The organism is Sunxiuqinia sp. A32, assembly GCF_052690465.1.
The window spans coordinates 88006-112125 of sequence record NZ_JBQYLI010000008.1 but is presented as its reverse complement, the minus strand read 5'-3'; the positions used below and the strand labels follow the sequence as shown (position 1 = coordinate 112125).

The window sequence follows — 24120 nt, the reverse complement described above, 5'->3', positions numbered from 1 at the left end:
CCGATTAAAATCGAAACCACAAGAAAACCACATATACAATTGAACTTATATCATTGGAGCAGATGCATTCATTACAATACCCCATTCTTTATTAGGAGTTGCCTCCATTTCAAAAATCAAACTCCCCCCCGAAATAATCTCGCTTTGTTTGAATCTTGAAACATTTAAAGGCTTTCCATTCAAGGTTGCAGACTGAATATACTTGTTGGTATTTGAAACATTATGAGCCTCAATAGTAAAGATTCCGTCATTCAATGCAATGGTAGCTTTAGGAAAGACCGGACTCCCTATCTCATAATACCCTGAAGCTCTGTCTGCAACATTAAATCCCAGCACACTTGTAGCATACCAACCTTCCAAATTCCCATAGTCATCCATGCCACACATTCCTGCAGGAATAGGTCTGTAGAGTTCTGTCTGAATCAGACGAACAATCTCCTGAGTTTTCCAGGGTTCACCAAGATAATTGTACAGATATGGGATGTGCCGGTATTGCTCGTTACCATGACAATACAATCCGATTAGGCCAGTACAGTCGCGTAATGGAATTGCATCCGTGGGCAAGGATTTTGAAAAGAAAGTATCTAGCTTGGTAATACAAACTTCCTTTCCTCCCAACAACTCGATGAGGCCAGGGATATCGCCAATATTAAACCATAAGTAATTCCAGGCATTACCTTCCCTGTAAATGTCTTCTGCATGAAAATCAAATGGGTTTAATGGCAAAATCCACGATCCACCTGGATTTTGGGGAGTAAAGAACCCCGTTGATGAATTAAACATTTTTTTATACCCTTTTGATCTTTTTAAAAAGAACAGATAATCCTCTTTGTTACCCATAATTTTAGCTAATTCTGCCATTGCATAATCTTCATAAGCCAACCCAAGTGACCGATTTACATAGTCATGAACCCCAGAATTAGAAGGGATGTAACCATATTTTCGATAAGCAATGGCGTCAGCCTGTTCCCCGTTGATTGCATCATTTTTAAATTTCTCGTAGGCAGCCTTAATATCATAGTTTCCAGTACCATTTTTACAAGCACCTACTACTCTGCCAACTGCACCTGGGCCCCAGTAACCTCCCCCCCAACTTCCGCGAATAATCCGGTTACGAGAATATTCTGTTGATTCAAACTGGGGAAGAATTCCTCCTCTTCCATAGCCATTTTTTCGATATACTGCGGTATAAAAATTAATGCGCTCTGCTTCGGAACCGCCTTCTACAACCACTTTATTAAGAATTTCACTCCATTCATCATCCGCCTGTTGCCTAATTGCATCAAAATCCATATCAGGAATTTCCTCGGACAGCTTATTTGCAGCATCTTCAACACTTTCAGTTGAAGTTCCAACCTTTACTAAAATTTCTTCTCCTGCTTTTGTATTAAAAGTTACATACGCTCCTAGCGGTAATCCTTCCGCTGATTTCGAACCCGGTGAAACTACTCGATTCTCCCAAGTACCAAATTCTTTAAAAACTTTGCTAAAAACAGCATAAAAGAACATTCGTTCCCCTCCAGGTATATTAAATACAGTATCTTTACTATATTCCTGAACCCCCTGAATCGTATGGCTATTTACAATGCTAACAGAGGCATGTTTTGCATAAGGCTGAGAATTAGCCAAATCAATTAAAACATTGGCTTGTTCTGATTTTGGAAAAGTATATTTCTGAAAACCACAACTTTTTGTTGCCGTAAGTTCAACCTTAACATTATATGTGGTTAGGACAACGGTATAGTATCCGGGAGATGCTTTTTCCTTCTCCACATCTTTTGCTGACCGATAACCAATAAATGGGTTTTCACGGCTTCCTGGAATCGTCTTAATTGCCCCAACCGTTGGCATAAAAAGAAGCTTATTATCGTCATGGTATTCTCCGTTCATATTAGTGAAACCCATGATTGTTTCATCAGTAAAACGATAGCCTGAACCACGCACGTGATAACGTAAGCCATCAAAACCACTAACTGGTCCGGCGCATACTTTTCCATTTGGGTTTGGCACCATCGCTCCCGGATTTACACATCCGTAATAAAGTTCTTCGTCTGGCACCGGATTATTTCCAAGATGTTCAACATCCTCCATTGGAGCTGTGCCAATAAGAGGATTGACATAATCAACCGGACGCTTACTGACTACTTGAGATCCTGACAGTTTGCAACTGATGGCAGCCACATAAAATATCCCAATAACGAAGCAGAATGCTATTGAATTTCTTACATATTTTTTTTTCATATCTAATTGCATTATTCTTTTAAAAATTTCTGAACTAGAAGTGTTTCGCACTATTAGCAACGGCTATTTTCATCCTGATTTTTTCGAATAGACCATTCAGCAGATCTATCTTTTTCGATGAAAAAGATAAGTAGTTAGTAGCATTTGAAGTTGTAGAAGGAGTTGATATTTTTAATACTTTTTGATTGGCGAACCTTTGGAAGAAATAGAAAGATATGTATTCACTCTTATGCAGAATCCAAATTAGGTATGCAAACCTGGTCTCAAATTTCAATGCATAGTTATCCATTAGATCAATTGGTTTAGGTAAGTTTCAAATTTTAGTAGTTGATTTACTTTATCTCCTTATATTTTAATGTATTTCATCGTTTCCAACAATATTAAAAAGCATAATCCAAGAGCCCCAAACTGGCTCTTGGATTATATGTTCACTCTAGTCCCAATTTGGGTTTTGTTGAATCACGTCATTTGTCTGAAGTGTTTCAGTTGGAATTGGCCACAAATAATGCTTAGCCGGATCGAACCTTCTTACAACAGTTTTTAGGAAGGTCGTATTATTTTCAGCATATTTAGCACCACGCACCTCATCACCAACAGGGTGATTCATAACAACCTCTGCAATTTTCCATCTTCTGATATCGTCATATCTCACGGATTCAAAAGCCAATTCGCTTCTTCGTTCATTACGAACCTGATCAATCATCGACATAGAAGTATTGCCTGGATAATTTAAGGCTAAAGGATTAGTAAACCCGCTTCTTTCACGAAGTTTCTTAATTGTTACATCCCAAACTGCTGCATCCATTTCATTCATCATTGTTTTTGCCTCAGCGTACATTAACAGAACTTCGGCCCATCGTTGAATGATGATATTTTCACCATAATCAAAAGAGCCTGCCGGGGCTGTTGGATCAAAATATTTTCTCCAAAAATATCCTGTAGGTGAACTAGGAGTTTTACCCACTTCATTTTGTCCATCTCCTGGATCAGTTCCTGGCTTGATATAAATTATTTGTGTTCCTTCATTGTTGGTCCACTCATAACCGTGATAGACAATTGTATAAGTTAGGCGTGGATCTCTGTTTGAGTATGGATCATCATCTTCCTGGTAACCTGATCCTGATTCAAATATTCCCATACCATCCAATGTTAGATAACTTTCCACCAAGTCCTGAGTAGGAACATTGTTAACAAAATCGGCTCCCTTTGAGTTAGGCCCAACATAAAACGGACCGAATTCTGACCAGTCATTCCAGGTACGCACACCTGCCTGGTACCCCAAATCAGATATCACTTCCGAGTTATATTTATTTGTAGCAGAAAAGATGTCAGGGAAATTTGCCTGTAAAGAATAAGTACCATTTACTCCCGGATTATTCATTAAATCTTCACAAACAGCTGCACATTCTGACCATCTTTCGTTGTATAGCAATACTCGTGCTTTCATAGCTTTAGCTGCACCTTTTGTAATACGTCCACGATCAACTTCCGCTTGTTGATCTCTACTAGGCAAAACAGCTGCTGCAGCATCCAACTCATCAATAATAAAATCGACGACATCGGCCTTTACTGTTCGATCTGTTGTTTTTGCTTCCTCTGGAGTTTGTACTTTTGTAATTAAAGGAACATCTCCCCATAAATTGACCAATCTAAAAAATGCGTGTGCCCGGATATATCTTGCTTCACCCTTCATGCGTTCGATAACATTGGAAGCAATTGTCGTATTATTGTCGATATTTTCTAGAAATAAATTACATGACCTTATATTTACATAATAGCTTCCCCACTCGTATTTCACCCTGTTGATCCCCGGATTGAAATTCGCATCAACTCCACTTGAAATTTGTGAAGGAGTACCCACGTTTACATCCAATGGACAATAAGCATTATCAGAAAGACATTCATTATAGAAGTAAGCCTGTGAAGGGCTGCTGGATCTATTTTGTCCTCCACTTATTTGTTGCTGATAGCAGGTAGACAGGGCATTAAATGCATTGGCATCAACCTGCCAGAAATTCGAATCAACGTACTTATCTAAAGGTTCCAAGTCAAGCTCTTTACAGCCTACTACAACAACCAATAAGAATACTATGATTAGAGTTGTTTTATTCAAAATTCTTAATATCATAATAACTAAATTTTAATTGTTAAAAAGTAATGTCTAAACCCATACCATAAAAAGCAGGTGTAGGATATTCCCTTGGACTATTTGCACCTGAAGAATTGTCATAATTATTATTGAATTCTGTCATTTCAGGATCTGCAAACTTCAAAGGTGATATGGTCAGTACATTCTGGGCTGTAAAATACAATCTCATTTTTTGAATGTTCGCTTTGCTTAGCAAGCCATTCGTTTCGAAAGAATATCCTAACTGGATATTCTTTAGCCGTGCATATGCGCCACTAAATAAGTACATATCAGACCCAGTACGGAAGTTATTATTATTTGAAGCACTACCGCGTTCAGCTAAGCGAGGATATTTTGCATCGGTATTTTCAGGAGTCCAGAAATCGCTTGAACTGTCGTACACAGTACCACCATAGTCGCTAAAGTGATAAGGCTCTATTAACTCACCTCTGATTAGTTGATCACGTTTCAAAACGCCTTGCACAAAAACGCCTAAATCAAAGTTCTTATAAGTTACATTGTAGTTAAAGCCAAATACATATCTTGGAAAAGGGTTCCCTAAAATAAATTTATCATTGGTATCAATTTTACCATCCTTATTTTTGTCAACAAATTTCCAGTCACCTAAAGTAACTTCAGCGCTTTCGAATTTAGGATAGGTGTTTACTTCTTCCTGTGTTTGGTATAAACCGTTAGTCTTATACGCCTGATAAACAGTAATCGGATAACCTACACGGCGAACAAATTCAAATTCCTCACGTTGGAACACGTTTTCAGTTTGACCGAAGCTATATTCCAACAATTTACTTAAAGCATCAGAAATACTAAATGTGACGTTATGTGAAAATTTTGTGCCTTTTGAAGCGTATGTTACTTTAGCTTCCCATCCTCTGTTTTGTACTTTCGAAACATTATACGTAGGGAACCCAGATCCAAAAATTAAAGGAACATCTTCCCTAGGAGCAAGAATATCACTTGTAATTTGACTAAAGTAATCCAACGTAACATTCAACTTTCCTCCTAACAATGTAGCATCTACACCAACATCAAATGTTGCCGATTTTTCCCAGGTAAGGTTTTCATTGGCTAAGTTACGGGTAGCGCCTGCAGTTACCTGATTGTTAAAAGCATAAACATTGGTATTGGTACTATATGTAGACTGAAATTGGTAAGGATTCACACTTTGGTTACCTAAAATACCATAATTAGCCCTCAATTTCAAACTACCAACCCGGTCTTTAAAATCGCTCATAAAAGCTTCTTCGGTCATACGCCATGACCCGCCAATTGAAGGGAAATATCCCCAACGTCCGCTTTTAGGAAAATTTGATGATGCATCAGCCCTAAAAGTAGCATCAATAAAATACTTATTGGCATAAGAGTAAGATGCCCTTCCAAAAAAGGAGTTTAGGCTACTTTCCCTCGAATCATTTACGTAGTTCCTTGTACTTCCCTCGTCTACAATTGTTCCGGTAGTTGGAACACCTAAAAGAGGATCCGTATATCTTTTCCGTACCTGACTGCCTTCTCGTATATAAGATTCATTTGCGGCACCAATCAAAATACTTAAATCATGTTCTCCAAAGCTCTTCATGTACGTAGCAACCAGGTTAGTATTCGTAAAAAGTACTTTTCGATTCCAGTCCAGAGTGCTCCTACCTGTATTGGAACTTCCTGAAGGAAAATAATTTATCTGAATTTCTCTTTCCTTGCGATTATTTGATGTTACAGTACCTCCAAATACTGCTTTAACATTTATTTCTGGTGTAATATCAAATCCTGCAGATATACTACCATTCACTTCATCATCGTTAGAAGTTTTAAATCCTCCTAAGCGCAACTGAGCTAATTGGTTGGAAGAAACAAATCCGGTAATGTAGCGTCCTTCCTCGTCCTGAAAGCTATCAGTAAGGGGAGCACGTATTGCGTCACCAAACACCCAGTTATATGGCTCATTATAAGTTATTTTAGCATACGATAATTTCCACCCAGAACTAAACTTGCCGTAAGTTATTGTTTGATTTAAACGGAAATTATATCGTTGATTTCCCCAAGGACGATCAATAACCTGACTTTTTTCCAAAAAAGCTTGCTGGTCCATATATCCAAATGACATTAAGTATGTACTATGCTCAGTACCACCACTAATGCTTAAATTATGGTTTGTTTGTGGTGCGTTATGCATTAATGTTTCTTGCCGCCAGTCACCATCACCGTTTGCTTTAATTTCTGCAAGTTGAGCTTCAGAGTATTGAGGTGGCCTCCCAGAATTGGCTAGTGACATGTTCTTATCCAGCGCATTATCATAAGCACTTACCGGGTGAAATAAAATTTGAGGTACCTGCATACCATACATACCATTATAGGTTATTGTTGGATTAGCACCAGCTTTCCCTTTCTTGGTGGTGATCAAAATAACACCATTCGCTGAACGAGAACCATATATAGCCGAAGATCCGGCATCTTTTAGAACGGATACGCTCTCAATATCACTGGGATTAAGAGTATTAAGATTACCCCCAATAATTCCGTCAATAACAATTAACGGGTCATTATTTCCAGTAGTGGTTGTTCCCCTAACATTAATAGCAAAACTTCCACCTTGTGGGTTGTATCTTCTTTGTTGGATAACAAGTCCGGGAGAATTTCCTTGTAATGCCTGAGTTACATTAGTAATAGGACGGCCCTTTATTGCTTCTTCTGTATCTACAGCATCAACAGCACCGGTTAAACTTACTTTCTTTTGCACACCGTAACCAATAGCTACGACTTCTTCGATTCCAATGGCATCTTCAACCATCTGAACATCAATAGTTGTGTTCGTGCCAACAGTAATTTCCTGCGTTCTCATGCCCACAAATGAAAACTGCAAAACATCAGTTGTTGAAAGACCGGGGATTGTATATGTACCTTCACCATTGGTAATAGTACCTTTCATCGTTCCAACAATCACCACAGTTACCCCTGGTAAAGGAAGTCCAGCTGAATCAGTAACTTTTCCGGAAACAGAAGCTTGTTGTGTAAATAACATAGCATCGTATAAATTATCAGCATCATCAGAAGTTAAGACAATTTGCCGGCCCTTAACGGTATAATTAACATTCTCTCCTTGAAATATTTCAGCCAAAATTTTCTCAAGGGAACTAGCTTCCACTTCTATATTCACTTTCCTGCTAACGTCGATAACTTTCTCAGAATATAAGAAGAAAAATTCACTCTGATTTTCAATCACTCCGAGTACCTCCTTAATGGTTTTGTCTTTCAAGTCTAAAGAAAGTTTAGTGGTCTGGGAATAGGTTACAGAAGCGACCGCTCCAAAAAATGAAAACAGAAAAATAAATAGTGTCAGTTTCATTATTAATAAAAATTTTATGGCTCTTGAAAATCTAATTCCAAGAGCATGATCCCATACATTTTTTTTCATACTTTTGTTTTGATTATGGTTTAAAATTGTCAAAAGAATTTTTTGACGTTTTTTGAATCTCTGGCAGGAAGATGGTAGGACATTTTCCTGCTTTTTTTCATTTTAATCTCATCTCATAGGCAATACACGTTTTTGTTTTAAGTTAAAATTAGCTGTATAGTGGTTTAATGTTTCTTAAATCCTATTTGAACTTTTTGCTTAGAGAACGTTCCATTCAATAGCTTTTCACTCGGCGTAAGTTCATAACTGACGGGTGTTGCCAATGTCAATAATTCAAGCACCTGAGACAAAGTCTCTGTTGTAAATGTGGCTGTATAGGTAAATTCTTTTACCCTTTCGTTGGTTATTTCAACATCGATATTGTACCATCGGGCTAGTTTTTTAGCCACCTCTGTAATTGCATCATTTTTAAACACCAACATGCCATCTTTCCACGCTGTATATTTTTTTGTATTTCCGGTTTCGAGAAGATAGGCGTTTTTAGAAGCGTCAAATTTTAAGCATTCACCAGGTGACAAAACTTTAATTTGACGATTATTCTTTTTCTCGTAAAGGATCACAGTTCCTTCAACTAATGTTGTTTCGACCAGTTTATCACTTGAATATGCACTCACATTAAATTCCGTTCCGGTTGCTTTAATATTCACTCGATTTGTCTCTACTATAAATGGGTTGAACGAATTATGAGCAACTTCAAAATAAGCTTCACCTTCGAGCTGTACTTTGCGGTTCTTTCGACCAAACCTATACGGATACTTTAACTTGCCTCCATGATTTAACCAAACCACCGTACCATCACTTAAATCGACCTTTATGCGAGAACCGGCAGGAGCCTGCACTTCAAGATTATTCATTTTTTTCATAAATAATCCAGATCCAGAGAAAGTTGTGTAGAGTAATAAAGTTAAAACCGGAATAAACAAAATTGCAGCCGCACGATTAAAAAGGAATAATAATCGTTTTTTTGAAGATAATTTTTGAGTCCTTAACCGAACTTCATTTTGACTTAAGTTGATTTTATGATGGATTTTGTCCAATAATGCATTGTATTTTTCTTTATTAATGCGTTTAATATCAGGATCAAATTCCTCCCACACCTCCTGAATATCAGACAAATCAGAGCGACTAATTTCTTCTTCTTTTACACATTCAATAAATTGTTCAAATTCACCAATACTGCATTCTTCATTCAAGTATTTTTTGAATATATCTTTCTTCATTTTTCGTTTATTGTATATGTGATACGTTTAAGATAGGCAATACCACTACATCACTTTCAAAAAAAAATGCATTTATTTCTAAATCACTTAAGATTCGTGACGTTGATACGCTAAAAAGTCAAATGGAAAAGTTAAATACCGCAAATTATAAAAACATGTAAACGAACAGAGCATTAACCAATAAAGAGGTGTCAATGTTACCACGAAGAAACTTCAATGCTTTTACCATGTGATTTTCTACCGTATTTTTTGAAATTCCTAATTCCTCAGCAATTTCAAGATAAGTCATGCCTTTTTCACGGTGCAAATGATAAACTTGCTTTTGTCTTTCAGGTAATTTTGAAATCAGACTTTCGACTTGACTACTTAGCTCATTAAATTCGATCTGGCTAACCGCTGTTGGAGCATTTTGTAATACGGAGGCTTTTTTTAAATGTTCAAGATATCCATTACTACTAATTTTTTTTCGGATTAGACTAATAGAAAAGTTATATGCAATTGTAAAGATATAGGAGTTTAACAATTGAAAATCTCCAATTTTATCTTTAGACTCCCAAATCTTTACAAATACTTCCTGAACAATATCGTCAGATTCTGCTTCATCTTTCAAAATCTTAAAAATGAATGAAAATAACTTGTGACTATATTGTTCATAGATATAATCAAACGCCAATATATCTCCGTTACGCAAACGGTCTATTAATTCAGGTGTTATATTTCCCTTTACCGCCACTTTTAAGCACAAATTAAGTCTGAAGGATTGTAAAAGTAGTAAATTACCCCAATGTTAAAAATATGTGCATGCTTTTATTCGTGTATGATAGTATCCATAATTAAATATTTCACCCCTAATTTTCAATTCTAAAAGTGTAACATCTAACATCAACTTATCTGAAAATCAGGCGTTGAATTATTCGTAATTTAGCCATAGCCAAACAGTTTCATTTACATCTTTCTAATTGTCAGAAAGAATGTTTTTGATTTGTTCTAACTCTGTTTCTGAAAACTTCACGTTTTTCAAAGCAAATACATTGTTTTCCAACTGTTTAACAGAACTTGCTCCAATTAAAACAGATGTTATCCGCGGGTCTTTGAGTAACCAAACCAATGCCATCTGCGCCAAAGTTTGTTCTCTCTTAATCGCTATCTCATTTAACTTTTTCACCTTTTCAATGGCTGGTCCAACCATTTCCGGTTTCAGAAAACCCCATGATTTAGCGGCTCTTGATCCTTCCGGTATTCCATCCAGATACTTGTCAGTAAGAAGCCCCTGCGCCAGCGGTGAAAACGGAATACATCCAATGCCTTCCTGCTCCAGCACATCCAGCAAACCATCTTCCACCCAGCGTTCGAACATAGAATATTTTGGTTGATGAATTAGACAGGGGGTTCCCAATTCTTTCAGGATCTTTGCAGCCTCAGCAGCCCTTTCTGCCGGATAGTTTGATACACCGACATACAATGCTTTTCCCTGACGAACAGCCTGATCGAGCGCCATCATCGTTTCTTCAAGCGGCGTATTGAAATCGGGACGATGCGAATAAAAAATATCGACATACTCCAAATCCATTCGCTTTAAACTTTGATCGAGACTTGACAAGAGGTTTTTGCGACTCCCCCATTCACCGTAAGGTCCGGGCCACATATAATAACCTGCTTTGGATGAAATGACGAGTTCATCGCGATAAATTCCCAGGTCTTGTTTCATAATCTTACCGAAGTTTTCTTCAGCTGACCCGGCTGGCGGGCCGTAATTATTCGCCAAATCAAAATGTGTTATTCCCAGATCAAAAGCTCTGCGACACATGGCACGGCTGTTTTCAAATACGTCAACACCTCCAAAGTTATGCCAGAGCCCTAAAGAGATAGCAGGCAATTTCAATCCCCATTTCCCACATTTGTTGTACAGCATTTCGCCGTACCGGTTTTCATCAGCAACGTAAGTCATTTTAATTATTTCGTTAGTTTATTACAAATATTTGGATTCTGTTTAAATTGTGCCTCGTAACAGGCACCTTCTACTTCAAAGGTTTTAAAATACACATGGCCTCCATAAGCATGCACCCTGATAACATCGGAGTTAAAGCTACGGGATCTTTATCACCGGGTGCATTCCACCAATCACCACCGTATAACATTGTCTTTTTGTTCAAACCATTTTCTGCCATTACGGTAGCACACTTTGTAATGTAGTTGTAATACTTTTCGTGTGAAGCAGCATCCAGGTCCGGTTCATTGATCAAGCGAACAAAATAGCGGAAGAAAATGCCATGGAACAGACCACCATCGCCGGAGGTTGCATTGGAAAGTACCCCCTTGTTGTTTGACATGTGATCAATTACATAATCGGAAGCTTTCTTTGCGTCTTCCAGGTATTGTTTGTCTCCGGTTATTTTATACAGTTCGTGAGCTGCACCAATAAAGGTTCCCTGGTTGTAGGTAAAGATGGCTTTCCCCAGACCACCACGTCCGTTCATATTATCGTAAACTTTACCTTCTGCTTCTACATAAAGGTTTTTACGCAGCCATGAATATATTTTAGTAGCCTCATCGAGGTAAGCCTGTTTTGTTTTAGCACCAGGATTCTTCACCTTATCATACATCGTATAAATACGGGCAGCAATAATGGCTGCCGGTCCGTTTGAGCAAGCATTCTTCGACTTGCTTACATCCGTTTTCCAGGTAATACCGCCATACCATGGAGCTTCATCATCAGGTCCCCATTGTGGCCAAATCCAGTCGTTGTACATTTGCATGGCTTTGTTAATGTATTGCTCATTGCCGGTAGATTCAAACATACGAAGTTGGGCAAGGGTAATCCATTCCATGTCATCAACAAATACGTTCCACCATCTGTCCTCATCTCTTCCTGAGAAGTTAAACTTGGGAGCACCTTTCCACCACAGTGGATAATAATCAAGGTAGTACTGCGAAGATGTGCGCATATAAGCATCCACAACAACATCCATAGCGTGTGCCTGTGGCCAGTAATGGTTTGTGGTCATATTCGACAAATCACTTCCGTAGTTGAAATAATACCGATCTTCATATCCTTTAAAATTGGCACCCCAGAAATGATCGATTAAAGCCCGGCTCATCCCTTCAGCCGTTTTTTCCCATTGGATGGTAGTTTTCGTATTAGCCTGCTCATTCCCACTGGCATACAAGGAAATACTATAAACTGATATTAAAAGAAATAAGAATAATCTTTGCATGATCTTTTGGTTTAGGTTGTACTATTTTAGTTTTTTTTAAATTAACGCATCAAAACTAAAGAATTATGCTTTGCAATCCTCTATGCAACAATTTACATTAACAATCATTATGAATTAAATAAGAAAGAAGCCAGTGTCATAACTTGCATGAATAGCTTCTTTCTGTAACTAAAACTAAATCAACAAATCAAAACAAACTAGTTTTCAGTTGATATGAAACTTACCGCCGCTCCTACGGTTTGAATACTTGCATTTCCACTTTCTAAACGACCTCCACTGGCTGAAATCGTGATTTTCCCCGGTTTATCTGTTGATTGAATTATTGCTTTCAACATTCCCTTCCAGGTATGCTTATGATCAACAAATTTTTCAGGTTCTGTTCCGTTTTTACTGGCATCAGAGTCTGCACTTCCCAACCCGATGAGTTTTCCATCTCCGGAAACATCAACCGTTATTGACAAATCAGCATCAGGAATAATATTTCCATTTTCATCCTGAATCGTAATAGTAACCACAGAAACATCCCCGGCAATGCCAATTTTACCTGGCTTGGGCTCAACTACAATTTTCCTTGCTTTTAACATGGGTTTGAAAACCTGGGTATCTACAATCTCATCCCCGTTTTTACCAACAAATTTCAATGTACTCCCGGAAACAAATGGCTCAATATGACTAAGCGCAACATCTTTCTTGAAAAGTAGCTTATAGTCGCTCCACTCATTGGTTCCATCATGGGTACGCATTACAATCGTCTTTTTCAGTTCATCATTCAGGTAGACTTCTACTTTCTCACAATTAGTATATCCCATAAATGCTACATGGTCACCTTCATACCCTTTCCATCCACCGGAAGTTGGCTCAACATGAACTGTCCACTTTTTCATTTGGAAGCCCCACTCTGCTTTTGCACGCCAAAAACGGATGGTTGGTTCGTGCACCATGTTCCATAATTTGCCTTCACAGGCGAGTTCGGGCCAGCTGTGTTCACCTTTGTAGGCAAAACCTGACCAAGGCGAGCCACCAGCAACATAATCGCGCTTTTGAATAAATTCAATCCCATCTTCAAAAGTGAACTCACTGATATAGAATTTGCGGTCGGGATAAGTTTTATGATCGGCATCAATTTTATCCCAGTTAATCCAGTTGTAGCCATGCAAATCCCAAAGATACTGGTAATCGGGATTGCCTCTTGAACCATCAAGGGCCCAAGAAACGTTAATTGCACTGGTTACCGGACGGGTGGGATCTTCAGCATTGGCAACTTTCTTCAGCCTTTTCCCAGTTACAACACCTTCGTCGGTTCCCTGAATCCGATCTTCGTTGGCCAAACTCCAAAGAATCACACTGGGGTGATTTCTGTCGCGTCGAATCAAGGTTTTCAGCGACTCTTCATCAAAATCGGTATTCCGGAAGTACCGTGTTTCGTTCCAAACCATTACTCCATATTTATCACAGGCATCAAGTTCATCGGCTGCACGCATATTGTGTGCTCCTCGCAAAAGGATAATACCGCCGTCAGCCATTTGCCTGATATTTTCGTATTGAATACGTTTTGGAACAGCCATCCCCAAGCCGGCATAATCGTCGTGATTACATGCTCCGTAAAGTTTATAATGTTTGCCATTCAGAAAGAACCCTTTGTTGGCATCGAAGTAATACGTACGTATCCCAAAGTTGGTGGTATATTCATCTTTCTGTTTCCCGTCACGCATAACTTTTGTAACCACTTTGTACAGATACGGATTCTCCGGGCACCACAACTCGGGTGATTTTACAGTCACATTTTGATTGAATTCAAATGTGGCATTTTTCCCAATACTTTTTTTGCTGGTCACAGTTGCCACAACATTGTCGTTCATATCCAAAACAATGCTTTGAAGCGTACAATTCACTGATGAACCATACTCATTGGCAACTTCAGTTTTAATATTAACCGTTGCATTTTCGGTAGTGACTTTTGGCGTAGTAACATAGGTTCCCCATTGAGCAACATGTAACCTATCAGTAATAATCATTTTTACAGGACGGTAAATTCCGCGGCCTTCATACCACCAACCTTCATTAAGTTCTCCATTCACTTTTACAGCCAATACATTTTCCGCGCCAGTCCTGATATGTGGAGTCATGTCATAAACAAAGCTGGTGTAGCCGCTATAGTTATTGCCCAATAGTTCGTCATTCAAATAAGTGTAACTATCACGAAATACACCATCAAATTCAATAAAAACTTTTTTATCACTGATATCTTCCGGCACCCTGAAATACTTTCTGTACCATGCCATTTTCCGTGGTAGATAGCCTTGGGAACCGGGTTTCTTGTGAGTTGAATACTTGGAGTATCCATCTTCGTACATGGTGTTTTCCAAACTATAAGGATCATCCATTGCATAATCATGGGGAATAGTCACCCGGCTCCAATCATGATCATTGAACCAGGCTTTTTCTGCCCCATCAGGATTCATTCCCTTTAGAAATTTCCAACCGTTCCAAAAGCTTTCGGTATATCGTTGACCGTTATTCAACTGATCTTCTGCGACTTCCCGACCAACTTGCGACCAGGAGTTTGTGGTTAAAAGTAACAAGGCAATCACCATTAGTCTGCCAGTGACTAGCCTCTTGCTGTTTTTAATAGTTTCAATTAGCATTTTTAATTTGGTTTATTATTAATGGTTTAGTTTAATTTTCAATTTTTAGAGCCCGAAACATGGCAATGCGCTGTTCCCTTAAAGGATCATTTACCAACCGACTCTCATTGTCAATAATCATGGTTGCCCTGTTCTCATTTTCAAACTGGTTCCACTTGGGCATTTTTGAAGTATTTGGGTTTCCTGTTTTTGCAAAAGCAATCCAGGCATCACTGACTTTATCAGCCAATGCCATTGCATCAGGTCTACCCCCTGTCAGGGCGGAGCAAATCTCAGCGTTATCAAAAGCGAAAGGCCATTCAATGTTATGCGGTGATTTTAGCATACCTCCCTGCACCGGGCTTTCCCAAGCAAAGTAAAACAGGTATACCGGACCACGGCCTAATGCAGCTCGTCGTTCAGCTACTTTCATTGTTTTGGCACCATAGCTGAAATCACTTGCTATCAAAAAGAAAATATCGGACGGTGACAATCCGGGATTATGCTTTTGGTACAAGTCAATCATTTCATCCGGCTGTTGTCCAATTACTTTCTGAACCTCTACTTTCAGGCTTTCATTATCCAAATGCCAGTATTTTGCATCTGTAGTAAGCCCTGTCCATTCGGTACGGGTAGAGCCAACTAAAATGGGAACATCAGGCGACACCGAGGAAGCAGTTGGATAGAATGGATGTTGCGGAATGATAGTTCCATCTACAGAAGGTGCAAATCCGTAATAATCCAGTTCTGAATTGCCAATGTCATTATTGACTTCATAGTGTGCCATCAAAATCTGATTTAACGGAAGCTGTTGTATTTTGTGAATATTCCTTTTTTTAAGGTTCAGTTTCTTGAGCAACATTTCCGCATTGCGCAGCGCAACTTCTTTATCAACAATATGCAACGCGATTCCACTATGAATAGCTGCCCTGTGGAACAATCCCTTTGCTGAAGGCATTGCAAGTAATGTTTCACACTTTCTCCCTCCACCCGACTGACCAAATATCATCACCCGATCAGGATCGCCACCGAATTGTTCTATATTCTTTTTGACCCACTTTAAAGCATGCACAATATCCAGCATTCCAACTTGTCCGGAAGCCGAAAAGTCGGAGCTGAATTCACTCAGATTGGCAAAACCCATCACATTCAGACGATGATTAATGGTCATTACCACCACATCGCCGCGAAGACAAAGGTTGGTACCATCCCATCCCGGATTTGAGCCGGAACCACCGCGAAAACCACCTCCGTGCAACCAAAGCATGACCGGCCTTTTACCACCATCGTTGATAGCAGAAGTCCAAACATTTAATACCAGGCAATCTTCTCCTTCACCTGTATTCTTGCCGCCGGGCACAGACAAAGCTTTATAAATCGACGGACCTGTAAGCTTTTCCTTTTGAGGCTCAGCTTCCCTTTTTGAAGTAGCTTTTGACTTAGTTTTTCCCTCCTTTTTGGGGGGCCAATGTGCACTTTGAGGTGCGCTGTGACCGTATTCCAACGCATCGCGAACGCCGGTCCAGCTTTGGGGATCAACAGGAGGCATAAAACGGTTTAATCCGCCGGTATTTCCTCCGTAAGGAATACCTTTAAAGATCTTTATGCCACGGCTTTCAACGCCCCGCACTTTCCCGAAGGTAGTTTCAGCCAGCACATAAGCTGATTCGTTTGCGTATGATTGTCGGGTCAAGATGCTACCGGAAAATACGATACCCGTAGTACCGGCTCCCGAAAGCTGAAGAAATCTTCGTCTGGAAATATAACTGTTTTTCATTTCTCTAGTTCCTGAAATTGGGTTGCTTAGCATTCAAATTTCGAATCCATTAAAAATTCAGTTCTAGTTAACGATTGCAGCAATTGCAGCGCCCAGCAAACTTGAATTTTTAACTTCGGCAAATTCATAGTAGCGTTTGTTTTCTCCTTTAAGGAAATCATCAAGGTAGACTTCAACCATCTTTTTAAGGTTTTTCAGCTTATAAAAGGTAGTTCCTTCAATCGTCAATAACGCTGTTTTATCTGCACCTTTAGCAAGGTCGGTTTTTAAGATTACGGCAGCCAAATTAGCTGCAACCAATTTCGCAGCACGTTCAATAAGTGCTTCAATAATTAGCGTAGCCGCTTTTTGGTCATCATCACCTATCAGGATATCAGCCAAACGATTCGTTGTCAGGTCAATTCCACAAATGAACTTATTGACTTCCTCTGATGAAAGCTCATCTAACTCGTCCAGAGACAGTTGCGCTGAATGAGAAAAAATACCCTCGAGAGAAGCAATTTTTAAAGCCGTAGTGCACAATCCACCAAGATATCCACCAGAAAACATTTTTTCAAATGTATACCGTCCCGGATTCTTTGTTTGGCTATCAAAAAGAAGATCAATATCCGTTCTAATGGTCTTGTCAAAATTTCCTGATTCAATGTTGATTATTTGACTTGCCGATAAATTCAGACCGGGAGTTTTGGAAATATTTTGATTTAATTCGATGTAGCTGGTATTGGTTCCTGTTCCTAGGATAAATCCAATATAAGTATCATATTCCTTGGCTACGCCAACTGCTTTTCCAGCTAAAAGAGTTGCAACAGTGTCATTTAAAAGAACCAGATTTTTATCGGGTGTATCCATTGCGGCCAACAGATTTTCGCCAATCATCTCGCCAATAACTTCTGGTGCTTTAACCTCCTTACTCCATTCAATCAGCTTTCCATCCTTGTTCGGATAGATTTCAGTCGGATATGAAAAGCAGAAGCCAATTTTGTCAGAAATCGATTTCAAATCCTCCAAATAGCTGGCAAATGTGTCGAAGAATTCTTTTTTCGATAGTTCGCGATCAACTGCCGGCATCTTGCTCTGTTGAAGATCCTCTGTTATCAGACTTAATTCATCATCAAAATAAACCTTTGCCATGCGCAGGTTTGTTCCACCGGCATCTACGGCAATAACAGGTTCGTTTACCTTGACTGATTTATCGGTTTCTATAAAGGTTGGAATCATCATCAATGAACTTGATTTTCCCTCAAGTCCAGCTTCCATATCCTTTATAAAACTTGTAACCAGCGATTGCATATCAATATAATCGCTTGATATCTTGTGATCTTTTAAAAACTGTTCTACTAAATTCATTTGTATCTATATATCAATTAGTTCAACTTTATCATTCTAAATTTGATGACTAAAAACGAGTGTTATCTCATTTCTTTCCATGCATTGATTAATCCATTTGTAGAGGCATCGTGACTTGTAACCGGAACATCCGGAGTGAGTTCTTTCAAGATTCCATTGGCTAGCTCTTTGCCCAATTCCACTCCCCACTGATCAAAACTGTATACATTCCAGATAATTCCCTGTACAAATATTTTGTGTTCATACATTGCAATGATAGCACCTAAAGTCCACGGAATCAACCTTTTTAATAAAATAGTATTCGTTGGTATGTTGCCCGCAAAAACCTTAAAAGGCAATAGTGCAGCAATTTCATCATCTGTGCATCCTTCGGATTTTAGTTCTGAAATAACCCTCTCTTTGGTCTTTCCAATCATCATTGCTTCGGTTTGGGCAAAACAATTGGCCAACAATTTGGAATGATGATCACCCAAAGGATTATGAGATATGGCCGAGGTAATAAAATCACATGGGACCAGTTTCGTCCCTTGATGAATTAGCTGGAAAAAAGAGTGCTGACCATTTGTCCCGGGCTCGCCCCATACAATTGAACCAGTTTGGTAATCCACCGGACTCCCGTTTCGGTCAACATTTTTCCCGTTGCTTTCCATATATGCTTGCTGTAAATACGCGGGAAGACGATGCAGATACTGGTCGTAAGGCAAAATGGCTTCGCTCTCTGCTCCATAAAAATTATTGTACCAAATGCTGATAAGCGCTAAAATTACAGGGACATTTTTGTCAAATTCAGTATTTCGAAAATGATTATCCACAGCATGGGCACCTTCAAGCATTTCCTGAAAATTTTCAAAGCCTATCGCACATGCAATTGGAAGTCCGATTGCTGACCAAAGCGAATATCTGCCTCCTACCCAATCCCAAAACAGAAAGCGGTTTTCTTCATCAATTCCAAATTCGGAATATAGATGCCCATTCGTTGCGTGCACCGCCACAAAATGGTGCTTCATAAAAGTTCTGTCTTTGGCAATGTTTTGGAACCAATCTCTTGCTGAATAGGCATTGGTAACCGTTTCCTGAGTTGTAAAGGGCTTTGATTCAACAATAAAAAGCGTTGTTTCTGCGTCAACTTGCTTTAACGTTTCTGTAAGATGCGTTCCATCGACATTAGAGACGAAATGCACGGTGATATTTTCTTTTTTATACTTCTTTAGTGCTTCGTAAACCATTAGCGGGCCAAGATCACAGCCACCAATGCCAATATTAACGATATCCGTAATGGCCTTTCCGGTGTATCCTTTCCATTCTCCTGAAATTATTTTTTCAGAAAAATCCTTCATTTTTGCGAGAGTGGCATTTACATCCGGCATAACATCCTTGCCATCAACTATTACAGGAGCATTGCTCCTGTTTCGCAAAGCAACATGAAGTACCGGCCGGTCTTCAGTAGCATTTATATTTTCGCCAGTATACATGCTTTCAATGGCACTTTTCAGGCCACATTCCTCTGCCAACTCAACCAGTAGCTCACGTACTTTATCGTCTATAATATTTTTTGAGAAGTCAACCAGGATGCCCTCAAAACTCAATGAATACTTTTGAAACCGATCAGCATCTTTTGCAAAAATATCTTTCATCTGAGTCCCCATAAACGTCAAAAAATATTCTTCCAGTTTTCGCCAAGCGGATGTCGTTGTTGGATTAATTTTTGGTAACATTTGAGTTCTTTGAATTTTAGAATATGTTTATTCTTTATAATTATCAATGAGTATTCTCGCTCTGAGAATTTGAAATCAATGAATTAAAGCTACTTGCTCCTTCATTTTCTCAAGCCCGGTTTTGGCTACCAAATAAGCATCCTGTTTATAATATTCCTGATTAAAAAGCTCCAGAGAAAGAACTTTTGTTCCACCCATATTTGACAGATCTGACAATATCTGAGTCATTGGAGCTGTTCCATCGCCCGGATATACGCGATCCTTATCAGTTTGAAGTCCCCTTGGAATTGACGTGACAAAGTCATTCATATGGAAGATCTCGATAACATTCCCATTCAGCATCTTAAGTCCATCGAATCCGGATCCTCCCCGGTGCATGTGGTAAACATCAGCAAGTATTTGCACATCCGGATCATCAGCAACAGCACCAACCATCATGGCCTGGCTCAGGGTAGAAAATGCCGAATGCCCCCAGAATTCCAAAATTGGCTTCACCCCTGTTTGTCTTCCGAGATCGAGCATCTCCTTGTAACGTTCACCCAATTTTATCAAATCCGGTTTATCATCAGGACTTAATCCTTTGGCGCAAGCAGCAATCCGCCTACACCCCAGCTGGGCCATGAGCTCCATTTCTTCCTTCATCAGTTCAAAAGCTTCTTTTCGCTGCTCGTCATCATCAACCATCCATGTGGCAAATCCAATCGCATTTTCAACGGTTATACCTCTTTCATCAATATATTTTTTTAATGACGTTATTGTGTGTCCTTGATTTAAATATCCCTTCACATCCCTAACCCAGAGCTCAATACCGTCATAGCCTGCCTTGGACGCGATATCAATGTATTTTAACAAGCCTGGATTTTGACCGGAGATTGTACTTGTGTTTAGACAATATTTAAAATTCGTTTTATTCTTATTCATGGTTAAGCGTATTGGTTTAGGAGAAAAGGCTAAAGCTGTTGCCATTGTAGCTACACCTGCAGATTTGCCAATGAATTCTCTTCGATTTATTTTCATCATTTTAGAATTTGGGTCATTTTTTCGATAAAGATCCAGTCCTTTAAATCCGTAAAAATCGAGCTAAGACCAAATCTTTCTGCATCAGAAATATACTTTCTTAAAAATTTCATTTGCATGAGGTTAATTGCAACACTACAATTTTGAACAGCTATTAATTTGCATTAAAATCTACCTATAATGCTATTACAAATTATTAATAAGAAAGTCCCTGCTTATCCTTGCACTTTCCAGTTGAGTGTGAGTTTTACAAACATCCTGTTCAACGAAGAAATATTTGAGACCACCTTTTTCGATGCTGGCAAAAATTGGTTTGAAATCAATTATCCCTTCACCTAAAGTAGCCACTTGCTTATCAGCAGTTATATCTTTCATATGGAAAAGTTCGAACCTGCCAGGAAATCGATTAAAATATTCGACTGGATTTACTCCAGCCTCTGTAGTCCAGCAAAGATCCATTTCAAAAGCAACTAAATCAGGATCAGTGTGGGACAAGAGTACATCGTAAGGCACTTCTCCATCAACCTTCACAAACTCCGTCCAGTGGTTGTGAAAACAGAATTTCATGCCTAATTTTTTACATTTTTCTCCAGTCTGATTGAAAAAATCCGCCGTCTTTTTGTAGTCATCAATTGATTCAACCCAAGCCTCCGGGATTGACCGAAGCACTGCATACTTCAATCCACCTTCAGCAAGTCCGTCAAGCATTCTGTCTGTATTTTCCGGAGTAAGAGTGTTGTGGCTACTGATAAATTTCATGCCAAAACTTTCAATTTTATTTTTGAAGTCTTTAGGCTTAATGTTGTAAAACCTGCATTCAGAATCCGTTCCTGCTTCAATCCAGTTAAAGCCCATTTTTGCAACTGCTTCCAACGTGGCATCAGGATCTTTAACCATTCCATCGCGAACCGTATAAAGCCCAAGCCCTGTTTTCTGCTGCTGACTACCGAAAGTGCAAGATGACAATAAGGTTGCTCCACCAATAGCTACACTCGCGGTTTTTAAAAATTCTCTTCTTTTGATCATATTGATTAGTTTATTGTTCGGGTTAGAAACTGTTATAAATTGTAATATGTTTCCGCATTTTTGTGTAGAATCATATGGGCTATTTCATTGGCTTGGCCAAACGTTAGAAACTGATCTTTTACCAATTCTGACAACACATCACCAACTACTTTTTTAAGCACTGTTGCTCCCATATAGGCTGTTTCGGGTCCGGAATGACAACCACCTCCGTAAAAAATTTTCGAAACCGGAGCTATCGTAAGCACATCATGAAATAAATTCTTTAATCCGAGTACATTCCATGGGAACATCCAACTTAGATCCAAATAAACATTCGGAAAATTATAGGCCATTAATGCAGCATGTTGCACCCACGGATGCCCCCCATGTAGTAACACAATTTTAAGGCGCCTCAGTTCCGGCCGTTTTAAATAAGGAGCCAGCAACAGCGGATCAAGGGTCTGATTTATTGGAAGTACCGAACGCATATCTCCTGTTGTACCTGTATGAATGTGAATAGGGACTCCTTTTTCACAACAATAATGTGTTAAATCGATAAACGATAACCGGTAAATTTTTTTCCAGGCCTCAACATCTCCCAAACGAGCTGACTGGTAAGCTGCCTGATAAGCTGAGAAAGAGAGTTCTTCAACATCCAAACCGGTTTGTTCGCCAACATGACTTTTAACAGCAATATATTCCTTATCCGATAGTTTTTCTTCTATTTTGGTAATAAAGGTTTTGCGAAATGTTTCAATGTTATCGCAGGTTTTTAAACACTCTTTAAATATTTTATCGTTAGGAACGAGACGATAAATTTTGGTTGGAATCAGAGGAGGAGTTCCTTCCCTGTCATCTAAAACAATAGCTTCAATTTTGGCCTTCGAATATAGCATTTTTGTATATCCGGCGGCATCTGCCATTATTCGACGATAGCGCTCTGCAACTACAGTCTCCAGATTATCTGCACATCCAAATAATCTGGATAACTCTGAGACAGTGGCAAGCACTACCCCTGTATTTGCTATGTGCGTATTCAAAGCCTTACTCATGCCTGATGGCCCATCAGCTTTATAACCATCGTTTCGTTCACCATGGTAAAACATAGATGTGAAACGAGCCGGATCTGGACTTTTCATAGCATCCAGTGAATACTCGTGGTGATGATGATCTATAACTGGAAAATCTGTCAAGTCCAGCATTTCCTCACCTTTATGGATTGGATTGTCAGTGCTTGTTGACATGCCTTTTACACCTGCGACTGATAGCGAAGCCAAACTTGCAGTTGCAATAAATTTTCGACGATTTGAAGTACTCATAGTTTATATTTTTAGTTATTGAATGACGACTTGAATATGATTTGAAATAGTTCCCGGACAAATTCAACAAAAAATTATCGCATCTATACCTTCATCCTTTTCTTAAATTAATCCGGGATTTACAGGTAAAAGCGAATGCTAAATCTCAAAACTATCACATTCGCGATATGCCTGTATCACACGGGCCTCTCCTTCCTTGGTCTTATTACTTTTTCCATGCTCCATCCCTATTACGCCCTGAAAGTTCCTACTGTATAAGTATTTAAATATGCTTTTATAATTGATCTCTCCGGTTGTAGGTTCATTTCTGCCAGGGTTATCACCTGTATGAAAAGCCGCTATTTCATCCCATGCAGCTTCAAGGTTTGGAATCAGGTTCCCTTCGTTTATCTGTTGGTGATAGAAGTCTTCAATTATCTTGCAGACTGGTCTGTTAACCGCTCGGCAGATGGCATACGCCTGTGGTATTCCGGTAAGGAATCTTCCGGGATGATCATGATAAGTGTTCAATGGCTCCATCACCAGAATCAAGCCTGCTTTTTCAACCACATCACAACAATACCTCAGATTATCTATCACATTGGCGGTTTGAAAGTCTCTATGCATTTTTAGATCATAGTCGCCAATACTAATTAGTCCCCACTTTACCCCGGTTCGCTCATAAACCTCGACAGCCTTTTTCACTTCATTAACAAGTAACTCCTTTATTTCCGGCTTTTTGTAAATAAAAGTTTTAGGCGCCAAACTTGATGGAATGGCAACAAAAGGCCCCATTTCCATTCCAAGCCTGTTTATTTCATTGATAATTTTCACCTGCTCTGCGACTGGTCGCCTTCCAAGTCCATTGTCTAACATCGCTCTAAAACCCATGTCATGACAAAATTTTATATGGTCGATTGGGTCTTTTCCTGCATGTTCAGTAAACATGTTAAACATGGGGGCATATTTTAGCTTAAAAGGTTCAGAAGCATCAGAAACCTTTTTAGTCTTTGATGTTGTTGCTGCACTTGCCAAAGAAGAAGCAGACATCATCACAGAACCTGTTATCGCTGCTTTTTTCAGAAAATGTCTTCTTGAATTTTCCATTT

Annotated in this window: 15 protein-coding genes; all 15 read right to left on the bottom strand. The window is 39.1% G+C overall.

Annotated features, from left to right (window positions below; translation table 11 throughout):
- Positions 1-45: 45 nt before the first annotated feature.
- On the bottom strand, positions 46-2241 hold the full coding sequence (locus ACUNWD_RS10360; protein ID WP_445587731.1) for a GH92 family glycosyl hydrolase: 2196 nt from the start codon (positions 2239-2241) through the stop codon (positions 46-48).
- Between the two features lie 433 nt (positions 2242-2674).
- The gene (locus tag ACUNWD_RS10355; RefSeq protein WP_445587730.1) at positions 2675-4369 is read right to left on the bottom strand and encodes a RagB/SusD family nutrient uptake outer membrane protein; all 1695 of its coding nucleotides are present in this window, start codon (positions 4367-4369) and stop codon (positions 2675-2677) included.
- A 19-nt stretch (positions 4370-4388) separates the two neighbouring features.
- Entirely contained in the window at positions 4389-7724 is a 3336-nt protein-coding gene (locus ACUNWD_RS10350; protein WP_445587729.1) for a TonB-dependent receptor, read from the bottom strand.
- Between the two features lie 233 nt (positions 7725-7957).
- Complete coding sequence (locus ACUNWD_RS10345) at positions 7958-9013, bottom strand: FecR family protein (RefSeq protein WP_445587728.1); 1056 nt, start codon at positions 9011-9013, stop codon at positions 7958-7960.
- A 145-nt stretch (positions 9014-9158) separates the two neighbouring features.
- Complete coding sequence (locus tag ACUNWD_RS10340; protein ID WP_445587727.1) at positions 9159-9746, bottom strand: RNA polymerase sigma factor; 588 nt, start codon at positions 9744-9746, stop codon at positions 9159-9161.
- Positions 9747-9968: 222 nt separating this feature from the next.
- The gene (gene mgrA, locus ACUNWD_RS10335) at positions 9969-10961 is read right to left on the bottom strand and encodes an L-glyceraldehyde 3-phosphate reductase (RefSeq protein WP_445587726.1); all 993 of its coding nucleotides are present in this window, start codon (positions 10959-10961) and stop codon (positions 9969-9971) included.
- Between the two features lie 70 nt (positions 10962-11031).
- Positions 11032-12228: a glycoside hydrolase family 76 protein gene (locus ACUNWD_RS10330; protein WP_445587725.1), complete on the bottom strand. Its 1197-nt coding sequence runs from the start codon at positions 12226-12228 to the stop codon at positions 11032-11034.
- Between the two features lie 197 nt (positions 12229-12425).
- Positions 12426-14873 carry a sugar-binding domain-containing protein gene (locus tag ACUNWD_RS10325; protein ID WP_445587724.1) on the bottom strand — a complete coding sequence of 816 codons (2448 nt, stop codon included), beginning with the start codon at positions 14871-14873 and terminating at the stop codon, positions 12426-12428.
- Positions 14874-14904: 31 nt separating this feature from the next.
- Positions 14905-16629 (bottom strand): carboxylesterase/lipase family protein, encoded by a 1725-nt coding sequence (locus tag ACUNWD_RS10320; protein WP_445587723.1) that lies wholly within the window; start codon positions 16627-16629, stop codon positions 14905-14907.
- Positions 16630-16692: 63 nt separating this feature from the next.
- Complete coding sequence (locus ACUNWD_RS10315) at positions 16693-17976, bottom strand: hexokinase family protein (RefSeq protein ID WP_445587722.1); 1284 nt, start codon at positions 17974-17976, stop codon at positions 16693-16695.
- 62 nt (positions 17977-18038) lie between these two features.
- Positions 18039-19691, bottom strand: a complete 1653-nt coding sequence (gene pgi / locus ACUNWD_RS10310) for a glucose-6-phosphate isomerase (protein ID WP_445587721.1) — start codon at positions 19689-19691, stop codon at positions 18039-18041.
- Between the two features lie 75 nt (positions 19692-19766).
- Positions 19767-20708, bottom strand: coding sequence for a sugar phosphate isomerase/epimerase family protein (locus tag ACUNWD_RS10305; RefSeq protein WP_445587720.1), 942 nt, complete (start codon positions 20706-20708; stop codon positions 19767-19769).
- Positions 20709-20894: 186 nt separating this feature from the next.
- Positions 20895-21734, bottom strand: coding sequence for a sugar phosphate isomerase/epimerase family protein (locus ACUNWD_RS10300; RefSeq protein WP_445587719.1), 840 nt, complete (start codon positions 21732-21734; stop codon positions 20895-20897).
- Positions 21735-21766: 32 nt separating this feature from the next.
- A complete protein-coding gene (locus ACUNWD_RS10295; protein ID WP_445587718.1) occupies positions 21767-23032 on the bottom strand; it encodes an amidohydrolase family protein in 1266 nt (421 codons plus the stop codon).
- A 138-nt stretch (positions 23033-23170) separates the two neighbouring features.
- Positions 23171-24118 (bottom strand): hydroxypyruvate isomerase family protein, encoded by a 948-nt coding sequence (locus ACUNWD_RS10290; RefSeq protein WP_445587717.1) that lies wholly within the window; start codon positions 24116-24118, stop codon positions 23171-23173.
- Positions 24119-24120 lie beyond the last annotated feature (2 nt).